We start from the raw sequence: 12,213 nt of genomic DNA on the forward strand, positions 1-12,213 counted from the left end.
CGAGGTGATATAAGTTGGGGGAAGAAAAATTGACGTTTCTTGGTAATCCTAAATTAGAGGCAAAACGAATATTATTGAGAAAGCTAGATATTTCCGATGCGCAAGATGTTTTTGATTATGCCAGTGACCCGAAAGTTTCAAAATATTTGACCTGGGATAGACATAAATCAATAGATGAATCGATCGAATATATCAGGAAAGCACTTGACCGCTACGAGAAAGATGAAGCAGGTGAATGGGCTGTAATCCTCAGGGATATTAATAAAATGATTGGAGCAATCGGTTTTGTCCAGCTTGATCCACATAATTTCTGCGGGACGATTGGATATGTCATTGGTTCGAAGTACTGGGGCAAAGGTCTGATGACCGAAGCAGTAAGAAAGTTAATTGATTTTGCCTTTTCTGAAATGGGCCTTAACAGAATAGAAGCTTATCATGCTATTGATAACGAAGCTTCGGGACGGGTAATGCAAAAAGCAGGTATGAGTTTTGAAGGAGTGCTGCGGCAGAAAATGTTTGCCAAGGAGAAATTTTGGGATGTCCGGGAATATGCGGTTATTAAAGATGACTGGGGAAGGGTTTAGTTTTAAATTTAGCGAATTTATCTTAAACCGGTTTGAAAAATTTGGGAGGGATAGATATTGTCAAAGCCTGAGATCTACTACTCGGTTAAAGCACAGCGGGGCTCTAACCTGCGCTGTAAGGGATGGAAGCAGGAAACAATCCTGCGTATGCTGGAAAATAACATGGAGAACGCCGAAAAGCCTGAAGAGCTTGTCATCTATGGGGGAATCGGCAAGTGTGCCCGTAACTGGGAATCTTATCATGCGATTGTGAAAGCGCTTAAAGATCTCGAAAATGATGAAACACTGGTCATGCAGTCCGGAATGCCGGTAGCTGTTTTCAAAACTCACCGCCTGGCGCCCCGTGTGGTTATGGCCAATACCAATATAATGAAAGCCGACTGGCCGACGTTCTATGATCTGCAGGACAAGAACCTGACCATGTTTGCCCAGTATACGGCCGGTCCCTGGGAATATATCGGTACCCAGGGAGTTATCCAGGGCACTTTTGAAACACTGTCTGCCGTGGCCAGGAAATGTTATAACGATTCGCTGGTGGGGAAAGTTTTATTGACGGCAGGAGCCGGGGGAATGGGCGGAAACCAGACCAGGGCGATGACCATGCACGGTGGAGTGGCTATTTTATGCGACGCTAACCGGGAAATTATTGAGCGTCGAATCAATAAAAAATTTATCGATGTTATGGCCGGATCTCTTGATGAAGCGATTTTGATGGCCGAAGAATATGCCGGGAAGAAAAAACCAATCGGGATCGGCATTGAAGGTAATGCAGCCGATATTTTTGAAGAAGCGTTGACCAAAGATTTCAAGCCCGATATAGTAACCGAGATGTGTCCCTGCCACGATCCATTTTCATATATTCCGTCCGGTTATACTCCACAGGAAGCAGATGAATTAAGAACCAGAGATCGAATTCTTTATTTGGAAGAAGCGAGAAAAACAATGATCAGACAGTTGCGGGCGATGAATAGTTTCTTTGCCCGGGGTGTTCCAACTTTTGAATATGGAACGAGTATTCGTAAGGAATGTCGGGATGGGGGGATGCCCGAGGATGAAGCAATGACCATTCCCGGATTTGTAGCTGAATATATCCGTCCTCTTTTCTGCGAAGGCCGGGGACCTTTCCGCTGGACATGTGTATCGGGAGAATCAGGCGATCTGAAAAGATTGGATGAGCTCTGCCTGGAGATGTTTGCCGAAGACTTGTTGGTTACCAGATGGATAAAACTGGCCAGGGAACATATTCCAATAGAGGCTCTACCGGCCAGAATATGTTATCTCGGTTTCGGGCAGCGGAAAAGATTTGCCCTTGCTGTCAATGCCCTGATCAGGACAGGAGAGGTCAAAGGTCCTGTTGCTTTCTCAAGAGATAACCTCGATTCCGGTTCCATCGTTAACCCGACCTTTGAATCTGAAAATATGCCCGACGGCAGCGATTTAATCTCAGACTGGCCCATGTTGAATGGACTGCTCAACGCCGTAGGCATGTCAGACCTGATTGCTATTCAGGCCAATTACTCTATGGGAGAAGCGGTGCATACCGGGGTTACAATGATTGCTGACGGGACCGATGAGGCTGATCTTAGGCTTTCGGTGTGCATGACTGTTGATTCCGGGATCGGTGTGGTCCGACATGCCCAGGCCGGTTATGAAACAGCGAAAACAGTTGCAAATGGCGAAGGTAATTTAACCGGTGAGAAAATAAAAATCCCGTTATGGTGGACACCGAAAGCTACTTTCGGGCCACGGGACCTTGAAAGCAAGTAAGCAGATAATAATGGAGGAACTGTTTCAATGAAAGATAAGAAGGCGGACCTGATTATTGCCAATGCAGCTGAACTGCTTACCTGCTCAGGAAAAGATGGTGGGTTCGAAATAATAGAAAATGGCTGGTTGGCGGTAAGTGGGGATCGCATTATTTCTATAGGCAGCGAGAAGGAAGCAGCCCCCCTGATCGATAATGAGAAAACCGAAATTATTGATGCCAGAGGGAAGGTAGTCCTTCCGGGCTTCATTGACTGTCATACCCACCTGGTATTTGCCGGATCCAGGATAGAAGAGTACACGGCAAAGCTGATCGGCACAGATCTTTCTATCCTGGCGGAAAAGGGAATCAAAACAGGTATCCTTGTAACCGTTGGGCAGACCAGGGATGCATCGGCGGAATATCTGCTGGAGACAGCGCTGGAAAGGCTTGGCCGTATGCTTGAATCAGGAACTACAACGGTTGAGAGCAAGAGCGGCTATGGCCTTTGCACAGCAGCTGAACTAAAGATACTCAGGGTGAATAAAGCGCTCAGAAATAATTCCCCGGTGGATGTATGCACAACATTTCTGGGTGCACACGGCTGGCCGGATGATATGGCACGTGAATATTATATGGAAATAATTAGCAAAGAGATGATTCCTGCTGTAACGGAAGAAAAGCTCGCAGACTTTTGTGATGTATGGTGTGATGAAGGATATTATTCTGCAAAGGAATCGGAACAGATTCTAAAAAAGGGTCTTGACTACGGTTTGAGATCTAAAATACACACTGATGCCTACTCTTATATCGGCGGTTCAGACCTGGCTGCTGAAATGAAGATGATTTCAGCCGATCATCTGAACTTTACACCGGTTGAAGCGATGAAAAAATTGGCTAAAGCAGGAGTTACCGGTGTGCTGCTTCCCGCACTCGATTTTGTTGTGCGTCATCCCAGACCATTCGATTACCTTGAGATGAAAAGACAGGGTATGACAGTTGCCCTGGCCACGAACTTATGCCCGGGATGCTGGGTTGAATCAATGCAGTTTGTTATACTGCTTGCCTGCCGGTTGTACGGTATGACTCCCCTGGAAGCAATTGCTGCAGCAACCCTGGGAGGGGCCATGGCACTCGGCATTGAAGGTGATACCGGTTCTCTGGAAAAAGATAAATTTGCCGATATTCAGATTTGGGATGCTCCGCGACACGAGTACGTAGTTTATCGTGCTGGCGGAAACCTGGTTGAGAAGGTCTACAAGAAGGGTCGGTTGGTTGTAAATAGATCTGTCTAGAGTCATCTGAATAAGTGTATAGCGAGGTTTTTAATATATGTTTGATCATTCCCTGATAAAAAAATTACTGGATACAGAAGATTACAGTACCGGTGGTGGTTCTGCATCAGCTCTGGTCGGAGCTTTTTCTGCTGCCCTGGTTGCCATGGTCGCCCGTCTTTCTGAAGGGAAAAATTTTGGTTTGGATGACGTCAGGTATGCAGAAATCTATGTTCAAACTGAAAAGCTCCGCAACAGTCTGCTTGAAGGTGCTGTCAGTGATATGAACGCTTTTGCCCTGGTCAGGAAAGCTTACGCCATGACAAAAAATACTGATGCAGAGAGACAACGGCGCTCCGATGCTATTCAAAAAGGATTTATTGAAGCTGCGAAGGTTCCAGCCGAAAATGCCTGTTTATGCAGAGAGGTTTTGGATTTGGCGAAAGAACTGGATGGAAATTCTAATCCGGATGCCGGATCTGATCTTGAAGTTGCGTTAAACCTGGCAGCAGCCGCTTTGAAAGGATGCCTGGCGAATGTCAGGATAAATCTACCGATGATCAAAGACCAAGGTAAGGTTAAAGAGTTGACAGCATTGGTAAATGATTTATGAGAATCAGTGAAGCTTTGCCGGGAGGGATATTATGAAAGTATTGATGTGTGTGCCTAATATCAGTGAAGGCAAAAACCTTGAATTGATCAACAGGATATCAAGTGCGGTTGATAGTGTTTCCGGTATTAAATTGCTTGAAGTATCGTCTGATAAGGATCATAACCGGACGGTGTTCAGCTACCTGGGTATTCCGGAGAAAGTTCTTGAAGCCACCAGAATACTAGCTGAGCTGAGTATTGATGGGATCGACATGCGCAGGCATAAAGGTGATCATCCGCGAATGGGTGCTGTTGATGTTGTTCCCTTTATCCCTGTTAGAAATATTGCGACGGAAGAAGCTATTGGGATAGCGAGGGAATTTGGAAGCTTCCTTGGCGGCAGGGGTGTTTCCGTTTACTATTATGAAGATGCGGCAACCCTTCCCGAACGAAAAAACCTGGCCAGGGTTAGAAAGGGCCAGTATGAAGCGCTCCCTGAAAAGTTGAAAGATGCAGCCTGGAAGCCGGATGAAGGACCGGCGGAATTTAACGCACAGACCGGGGCAACTGCGGTGGGTGTTCGTTTCCCATTAGTTGCTTTCAATGTTAACCTGGGCACGACCGATGTCAAAATTGCCGATACTATCGCACGGAGAGTCCGCCATATAAACGGGGGATTTCGGTTTGTTCGGGCTATTGGGGTTAATCTAAGTGATCAGAGTATTGTCCAGGTATCAATGAATTTGACTAGCTACCGGGAAACCCCGATTCATCTGGTGATGGAAGCAATTCGTTCTGAAGCCGCCAGGTATGGGGTACCCGTTGTTTCGTCTGAGCTGGTAGGACCGGTTCCCCTGGGTTTGATGGAAGAACTGGTCAGGTATTATCTCCAGGTTCATGATTTTTCGGTAAACCAGTTTATCGAGTCAAATCTGCTTGAATAGATATTTTGAGGTGATAATAAACAATGAAAGTTGTTATAGATGGTTCCAGTCTGACTATTGATAAGATCATAAAAGTAGCCCGTGAATTTGCAGAAGTTGAAATCGCCGGGGAAGCGCTTGAGAGCATTAAAGTTTCTCGGGGTGTTATAGAAAAGATACTTGCCGATAAAAAGATTGTTTACGGTGTTAATACAGGTTTTGGGCAATTGAGCAATGTTTCGATCAGTGAAGATGAACTCGATCAGTTGCAATATAACCTGGTAGTTAGCTGCGTTGCAGGTGTTGGCAGACCTTTGCCTGTTGAGGTGGTCCGGGCAATGCTGCTTTTGAGGGCCAATTCTCTGGCTGGAGGCTATTCAGGAGTAAGGCCGGTTATCGTGGAAACTATGGTGGCAATGTTGAACAAGAAGGTCCACCCGGTGGTTCCTGAAAAGGGTTCTGTCGGAGCCAGCGGGGATCTTGCACCTTTATCACACATGGCCCTTGTCCTGATGGGACGGGGTGAGGCTTATTTTGCGGGCGAACTGCTGCCCGGTTATGAAGCGATGCAGAAAGCGGGAATCCCCACGGTTACCCTGAAAGCAAAAGAAGGGCTGTCACTCTGTAACGGGACTCAGGCGATGACAGCGTTGGGAGCGCTTGCTGTCTATGATGCTGAAAAACTGGCCTACTATGCCGATGTAATAGGCTCTCTTTCTGCGGAAGCGTTGGAAGCTGTTCCCCTGGCGTTTGATCGTAAAATTCATGATATCCGTCCTCATCCGGGTCAGGTAGAAACAGCAGAGAATATCAGGTATCTGCTTGAGGGAAGTGAAATTCTGGCCAATCCATCGAAAAAAAGAGTTCAGGATGCCTATTCCCTCCGCTGTATGCCCCAGGTTCACGGGGCTTCAAAGGATGCTATCGGGTATGTAAAAAAGGTTATAGAAACTGAAATAAACTCGGTTACCGATAATCCTCTTGTATTTTCTGAAACAGAAGAGGTCTTATCAGGCGGTAATTTCCACGGCCAGCCGATTGCCTTGGTGATGGATTTTCTGGCTATAGCTCTTTCTGAGCTTGGTAATATATCACAACTTAGAACGGAAAGGCTAACCAATCCGGCTCTCAGTATGGGTCTGCCCGCTTTTCTGATTGAAAAGGGCGGTTTGAATGACGGTTTCATGGTTGCCCAGTATACGGCAGCATCGCTGGTCAGTGAAAATAAGGTGTTGGCCCATCCGGCTTCAGTAGATTCCATACCTACATCTGCCGATCAGGAAGATCATGTATCAATGGGGACTACTGCTGCCAGAAAGTGCAGGGAAGTGCTCGAAAATGTTCAGTATGTGCTTGCAATTGAGGCAATATGCGCCTGCCAGGGTATCGACTTCAGAAAGTATAAACCGTCACCGGCTTTGCAGGGGGTTTATCAGAAAATAAGAAACAAAGTTAGTTTTATGGATGAGGATCGCGAGATGAGCAAAGATTTTGAGGAAGTGGTAAGTTTGATCCGCAGCGGAGAATTGCTGCCGGACCAAGCTTAATCTTTTCTACCATTGTCATGTGTCATGGAAGGTGTTATGGAAGGGTTGAGAAGAAAATTTTTAAAAGGGACAGTAAGCCGGTCCCCTTAAGTTTTGAAGGCTCTGTTCTTAACCGGCGCAGATAGCGTCTTCTTCTACCCGGTATATGTCGGGGCAAAAGTTCTGGGGGTACCTGGGAGTGATATTCTGAAAAAATTTTTTCAAAGTCAGCATATCCCGCTTATAGCAACCGGTTGGCATAAAATGAGGTCCAATAATGGCCAGTTTTTTCGCGTAATCGAGACTGCTGAGAACTATTGGAACATTGGCCTTGAGAGCAGTATGATAAAAACCAGTTTTCCATACCGGAGCGTATTTTCTGGTGCCTTCAGGGGTGATCAGGAGAACAAGGCTATCTTTTGCAGAAGTTATACTTTCTGCCAGGGCATCTACCATTGTATTGGTTTTTGAACGATTAACACTGATGGCACCTGATTTCTTGAATAATGTCTTCAGCAGGGGAAATTTAAGCCAGTCTTCCTTAATTAGATATCTAACTGGTATTTTCAACTTATAAAATCCGGCGAGGGCATAAATAAAATCAAAATTGCTCGTATGGGGAGCCCCTACAACTATACATTTTTTAATGTGTGAAGGGAATTCCCCCACTAGTTTCCATCCGGAAATCCTGAACATCATTACGGTAATTAGTTTAAGCAATTAACAACCTCCTTCGAAATCCACGTGGTAATATTTTAACATTATCAATAATTATTACAATAGCATAATATGGGAGCTTAATGGTCGGGAATGTTGTCGAGGCTGCATCCGCAGGCATCACCGCAGCATTTACTCTTAATATTCAGCTTATCCATTATGACAGCGTAGGCACAACCAACCCCGGGTCGGACATAAATAGCTCCGGGTTGACAGTTTCGGGCACATGCACCGCATTCCATGCAGGCGTCGCGATCAACTATCTCGCTTACTTTATTTTCAAGGGTAAATACCTGTTGGGGGCAAACTTTCAGGCACATGCCGCAGCCGTTACATTTGGCTTGGTCTAATTTCAAGGTGACAACATTTTTTAAATAGGTAAATTTCATTTTCTAATCTCTCCCTCATAATTTAGCTTTTCATGTTCACTAGTTACTAAATTAAATATCCGGTAACGAGAGCAATAAGTCCCAGGGCAGAGCTAATTATTATAAAAGGCAGGGCCGGAGTCATCTCTTTGATCACACCTGATAAAGATGTATAAGTGGTGGAACCGGTAAAATTTAAGCTGAGATAAGAACTGATAGCCGGTAGTGCCAATAGGTAAGCTATAGTTATCATCCAGTTTATTTCCCGGGCAATAAAAAGCAGGTAGAGAACTGTCCAGACAGCCCCAAGCAGCCATCCCTTCCAGGCAAAAGATCTCCCCGGTATGTACGGCAGCAAGGCTGGGACGAGAATAGTTCCAACCAAAGAGGCAATAAGAAAAGGTAGAATACCGGATGCTGTCCGGGAAATCAGATCCGGTATACTGAGTGGTAACTGGTTTAAATAAGTACTGATAATGTTCAATATTAATAATACTGCAGTCAGGATAAGCAGTGGTTTGACAATTGCAGTTAATTCTACAGGTGTTAAAACCAGGCGGTCGGCCAGTGAAAAATCAGGGTGACGCATGCCTGGAGTTGCTTTATAACCGGCAGAAATAAACACCTGAATATCAGCCGCCCTGACCGGCCCGTATATAACTTTAAAACCAGTTTGCCTGCGTATTTCATGAGCCGCTATACCCGGGGCTCCGAGTTGGGGAACAATCAAGATTTTTTTCGATACAAGGTTTCCGAGATCAGTGAAATCGATCATCCTGACCAGTTCTTCTGTACCAAATGAACCTTTGCCGGCAGCACACCAAACATTTATGCCCCTTGTGTCGAGAACAAGTAACCAGACATTAAGGCCGGTTAGTTCTTTGCGCAGATAGTCAAAACTTAACTTGTAGTTTGCCGATACAAGTACAGGCGATTCAGCATCCGGCTCTCCGATTGCATATATACCGGGTTCAACTGCATAGTCCATTCTTCCAACACCCCAGCGGGCTTTGATGGTTCCGATGAGGTCTTTGGGAGTATATTCGGTAGAAACACTATAAATTTTTCCTATTGGAGTATGGATCTGTCCGTTGGACCAAGCGGCATCTGCCGGATTTTGGTAGTTACGTGGTTCCTCTGAAGCTGAGCAGCATTCATGGTTTTTCTCTTCATCAAACATGGGTAAAGTTTTTAACTCTTGTGTCAACTTTTCATATCCTCCTCGCAGCATTGATCATAACCTGTTTTTATAACTGCGCCGGCCAGTAATGCAATGCTGTCAATAACCTGGGCCTGCTTTTCTGCAGGTATCAGGTCCATGATATTCCGGTAGAAACTATCATAGGTGCAGTTTAAACTATCATAGAGCAGTTTACCCTTCTCGGTGAGGGTGATGTTAACTGCCCGCCTGTCCTCAGGATTAACCTCTCTTTTTACAAGGTCACCTTTGACCATGCTGTCAACTGTCCTGCTGAGAGTGCTGTTATTCAGACTTAACAATGAAGCCAGATTATTGAGAGTTATCGATTGATCATTTCCGATTTCCATCAGGGCATGACATTGGGCGAATGTTATTCCACAACAGCGGGCATCGTTTTTCGACTGAAAGATCAGGCTACGCTGCAATTGGCGAATTGCTCTTTGCAGAACACGTATTTCTTCATCTTTTACCACAGGCAAAACCTCTTTACTTGAATTTAAGTTGGCATATACAACAGTTGCATTATACAACTATTAGTTGCACAAGTCAACCCTTTTGGCAGGGTTTTTTGTAATATGTTAAGATAACAGATGGAGTAAGTAAACCTTTCGAACTAGTGTGTTTGCTGTAAAGATGATTAATAAATATTGGCCTTGAGGGTTATAACAATGAGGATCATTTTGAATAATAAGATTTTAGCGATGATAATTGTTTTTGTTGGGTTAGTAGCCCTGTTTTTTTTAATCAAAAATGCTGTTGAACCAGACCGGTATTTCTCTGCTGAAGGTAATGCTCACAACATAGAACCGCAGGATGAAGTTAAGAATGAGACTGGTGAACCTGGTAATAGTGAGATAATCGAAAGCCGATTTGATTTAAATGGGGGTTCTATTGAGGTTATTGAGTTGATTCCGGACAGGGATTCAACCCACTTGTACCTGAACCTTGAAAAGGTTTCTGCTTTCCGTATATATCCCTCAGAGATAGATGAATGCATAACTGGTGAAGGTAACGAAAGATTGGATGAGCTTATCCAGAAGATATACCTGGTTGATATAGAGGGGAGAGAATATAAGTATGGAGAAGGTAATTATGAATATACCCATACTTACAGCTCAGCCTGTGCAACCGGAGAAATTTGGTCATCGGAGGTTTACCTGGAGCTGCCGCCGCTTGAAGGGAGTCCAGGGCATGTGATCCTGGTTGTTCCTCTCAGCGAAGAGCGAGAATATACCATAAAGGTGACACTTGAATAATAGATATGAAAGGGTAGGGGTTAATAGTGAGATATGATTTTGACCGGATTATTGATCGGAAAAATACATGTTCTCTGAAATGGGATTGCTATGATCGCTATTTCGGAGAAAAAGAACTGCTACCGATGTGGGTGGCTGACATGGATTTTGCAGCTCCGGAGGAAGTTATTGATGCCCTGACTGATAAAGCCCGGTTTGGAATATATGGATACACCGAAGCGGGAGAGAATTATTACCTGGCAGCGATCGATTGGTTGAAGAGGAAACACAACTGGATTGTTGAAAGAGAGTGGCTTCATTTCAGTCCGGGTGTGGTTCCTGCGTTACACTGGTTGGTTAAAATATTTACCGAACCGGGAGACAAAGTTATCCTGCAGCCACCTGTTTACTACCCTTTCTTTAATGCAATTAGCAATGGTGACTGCCAGATAGTAAATAATCCTTTAAAATTGGATGACGGCCTTTATTCAATTGATTTTGATGATCTCGAAAAGAAAATTGACGGTAAGGTAAAGATGCTTTTTTTATGCAGCCCGCATAATCCCGGGGGAATAGTCTGGGATAAAGAAGATCTTGAAAAACTCGGCTCCATTTGTATGGACAATGATGTTATGGTTATTTCGGATGAGATACATGCTGACCTTACTCTTTACGGTTATCAGCATGTACCCTTTGCGTCTATCTCGGATAAATTTGCACTGAACTCTGTAACCTGTGTTGCACCCAGTAAAACATTTAACCTGGCTGGACTGCAGGTGTCAAATATCATCATTCCCAATCCGGATTGGGTTGAGAAGTATAAATATACCCTGGAAAAGAATGCTGTATCCGGGCCAAATCTATTTGCGATAGCAGCAGCAGAAGCTGCATATAACTTTGGAGATCAATGGCTTGATGAATTGACAAGTTATATTGAAGGGAATCATAAATTGGTCGAAAATTATCTGCAGGAAAGAATCCCGGCTCTGAAAACAATCAAACCTCGCGCATCTTATTTAGCCTGGATTGACTGCCGAGAGCTGGGTATGGCTACCGATGATCTGAAGCTTTTTATGGAAAAGAGGGCAAAACTTGGTCTGAACCAGGGGTACATTTTTGGCGAGGGAGGGGAAGGCTTTGTGAGGATGAACCTCGGCTGTTCACGTAAGTTGATTGAGGAGGCCCTGAACCGCCTTGAAAAGGCAATAAATAGCCTGTAAAGTATTAGAGTATCTTCATAACAAGAATTTGACATTGAACTTAAATTATTGTAATATTATATTCAAATCATTATCCTGACCGATTAAAGGCAACCCTTTCGAAAGGAAGGTGCGCAAAGCTATGGGTCTAAGGTTCGTTATGAACTAAGACCGCCAGGCTGCCGAAGACGGGATTTTTTATTTCAGTCAGGATAAACTGAACTACAGTCGATTTAAGAAGGAGGCTGAAATAAAATGAATAAGAAAGTTTTTATCCTTGCCCTGGTAATTTTGTTAATTATCGGCGGAGTAGCCTTTGCCGACCAGACTGATGGTTTATTTACATCTGATGCAGAAAACGGTGATGATGTAGGAAACGGAGAAAACGATGAGAACGGTAACGGCGATGATGGAGATGACAATGGCAATACTAACGGTGATAATGAAGAAGGCTCCGATGAGAATGGTGAGAACGAAGATGAGAATGGCGATGAAAACGGAGATCCTGATGACGAAGAAGCCGATGAGCGCTCCGAAGTGGCGAAAGCAGTTCACAGTGTGTTAACCGGAGATGCCGACCTTGAACCAGGTGATGAAGGTTTCGGCCAGGCAGTTTCGGAGCGGGCCAAAGATCCGGATATTCATCTTGGTCAGGAAGTATCTCAGGCTGCCCGCGCAGCTAACGGAAGCCTTGATAAAAGTAATGGGAATAACGGAAACAGTGGCAATAATGGAAATGGAAATGGCAGCGTGAATGCAAGTGCAAACAGAGGTAATGGAAACGGTAATGGCCGGTAATCCGGTCGGCAGGCGGTTTTAAGGCCTGCTAATAAATTTAAAAAATTTAATAG

13 protein-coding genes and 1 riboswitch are annotated in these 12,213 nt (G+C 44.6%); of the genes, 9 read left to right on the forward strand and 4 right to left on the reverse strand.

Translation table 11 applies throughout. The features are described from left to right. Window positions 1-74 precede the first annotated feature (74 nt). From SCJ97_04595 to hutH, 6 genes are read left to right on the forward strand one after another with little or no spacing between them, the layout of a single operon-like run. The gene (locus SCJ97_04595; GenBank protein ID MDW7739320.1) at window positions 75-584 is read left to right on the forward strand and encodes a GNAT family N-acetyltransferase; all 510 of its coding nucleotides are present in this window, start codon (window positions 75-77) and stop codon (window positions 582-584) included. A 54-nt stretch (window positions 585-638) separates the two neighbouring features. After that, window positions 639-2,351 (forward strand): urocanate hydratase, encoded by a 1,713-nt coding sequence (locus SCJ97_04600; GenBank protein MDW7739321.1) that lies wholly within the window; start codon window positions 639-641, stop codon window positions 2,349-2,351. A 27-nt stretch (window positions 2,352-2,378) separates the two neighbouring features. Further along, window positions 2,379-3,623 (forward strand): imidazolonepropionase, encoded by a 1,245-nt coding sequence (gene hutI / locus SCJ97_04605; GenBank protein ID MDW7739322.1) that lies wholly within the window; start codon window positions 2,379-2,381, stop codon window positions 3,621-3,623. A gap of 37 nt (window positions 3,624-3,660) precedes the next feature. Beyond that, window positions 3,661-4,215 carry a cyclodeaminase/cyclohydrolase family protein gene (locus SCJ97_04610; GenBank protein ID MDW7739323.1) on the forward strand — a complete coding sequence of 185 codons (555 nt, stop codon included), beginning with the start codon at window positions 3,661-3,663 and terminating at the stop codon, window positions 4,213-4,215. A 31-nt stretch (window positions 4,216-4,246) separates the two neighbouring features. Further along, complete coding sequence (gene ftcD / locus SCJ97_04615; GenBank protein ID MDW7739324.1) at window positions 4,247-5,137, forward strand: glutamate formimidoyltransferase; 891 nt, start codon at window positions 4,247-4,249, stop codon at window positions 5,135-5,137. A 23-nt stretch (window positions 5,138-5,160) separates the two neighbouring features. Further along, window positions 5,161-6,663: a histidine ammonia-lyase gene (gene hutH, locus SCJ97_04620; protein ID MDW7739325.1), complete on the forward strand. Its 1,503-nt coding sequence runs from the start codon at window positions 5,161-5,163 to the stop codon at window positions 6,661-6,663. Window positions 6,664-6,771: 108 nt separating this feature from the next. On the opposite strand, the gene SCJ97_04625 is transcribed toward hutH, so the two are convergent. From SCJ97_04625 to SCJ97_04640, 4 genes are all read right to left on the reverse strand, one after another. Continuing rightward, window positions 6,772-7,362, reverse strand: coding sequence for a 1-acyl-sn-glycerol-3-phosphate acyltransferase (locus SCJ97_04625; GenBank protein ID MDW7739326.1), 591 nt, complete (start codon window positions 7,360-7,362; stop codon window positions 6,772-6,774). 77 nt (window positions 7,363-7,439) lie between these two features. After that, window positions 7,440-7,748, reverse strand: coding sequence for a mercury methylation ferredoxin HgcB (hgcB, locus tag SCJ97_04630; GenBank protein MDW7739327.1), 309 nt, complete (start codon window positions 7,746-7,748; stop codon window positions 7,440-7,442). Window positions 7,749-7,794: 46 nt separating this feature from the next. After that, on the reverse strand, window positions 7,795-8,934 hold the full coding sequence (gene hgcA, locus SCJ97_04635; GenBank protein MDW7739328.1) for a mercury methylation corrinoid protein HgcA: 1,140 nt from the start codon (window positions 8,932-8,934) through the stop codon (window positions 7,795-7,797). Further along, window positions 8,931-9,401, reverse strand: coding sequence for a MarR family transcriptional regulator (locus SCJ97_04640; GenBank protein MDW7739329.1), 471 nt, complete (start codon window positions 9,399-9,401; stop codon window positions 8,931-8,933). The genes hgcA and SCJ97_04640 overlap by 4 nt, the downstream gene beginning before the upstream one ends. Before the next feature lie 207 nt (window positions 9,402-9,608). Between SCJ97_04640 and SCJ97_04645 the strand changes: the two genes are divergently transcribed. From SCJ97_04645 to SCJ97_04655, 3 genes are all read left to right on the forward strand, one after another. Continuing rightward, window positions 9,609-10,184, forward strand: coding sequence for a hypothetical protein (locus SCJ97_04645; protein MDW7739330.1), 576 nt, complete (start codon window positions 9,609-9,611; stop codon window positions 10,182-10,184). Window positions 10,185-10,210: 26 nt separating this feature from the next. Continuing rightward, on the forward strand, window positions 10,211-11,383 hold the full coding sequence (locus tag SCJ97_04650; protein MDW7739331.1) for a PatB family C-S lyase: 1,173 nt from the start codon (window positions 10,211-10,213) through the stop codon (window positions 11,381-11,383). 78 nt (window positions 11,384-11,461) lie between these two features. Further along, window positions 11,462-11,549, forward strand: a riboswitch (cyclic di-GMP riboswitch). A gap of 68 nt (window positions 11,550-11,617) precedes the next feature. Beyond that, window positions 11,618-12,160: a hypothetical protein gene (locus SCJ97_04655; protein ID MDW7739332.1), complete on the forward strand. Its 543-nt coding sequence runs from the start codon at window positions 11,618-11,620 to the stop codon at window positions 12,158-12,160. Window positions 12,161-12,213 lie beyond the last annotated feature (53 nt).

This window comes from Bacillota bacterium (assembly GCA_033549065.1).
In the GTDB taxonomy this organism is placed as follows: domain Bacteria; phylum Bacillota; class Dethiobacteria; order DTU022; family DTU022; genus JAWSUE01.

Bases quoted from the DNA above. Each gene is read 5' to 3' on its own strand.
- hutI (MDW7739322.1), top strand. From the start codon at position 2,379: ATGAAAGATAAGAAGGCGGACCTGATTATTGCCAATGCAGCTGAACTG.
- SCJ97_04610 (MDW7739323.1), top strand. From the start codon at position 3,661: ATGTTTGATCATTCCCTGATAAAAAAATTACTGGATACAGAAGATTAC.
- ftcD (MDW7739324.1), top strand. From the start codon at position 4,247: ATGAAAGTATTGATGTGTGTGCCTAATATCAGTGAAGGCAAAAACCTT.
- hutH (MDW7739325.1), top strand. From the start codon at position 5,161: ATGAAAGTTGTTATAGATGGTTCCAGTCTGACTATTGATAAGATCATA.
- hgcB (MDW7739327.1), bottom strand. From the start codon at position 7,748: ATGAAATTTACCTATTTAAAAAATGTTGTCACCTTGAAATTAGACCAA.
- SCJ97_04655 (MDW7739332.1), top strand. From the start codon at position 11,618: ATGAATAAGAAAGTTTTTATCCTTGCCCTGGTAATTTTGTTAATTATC.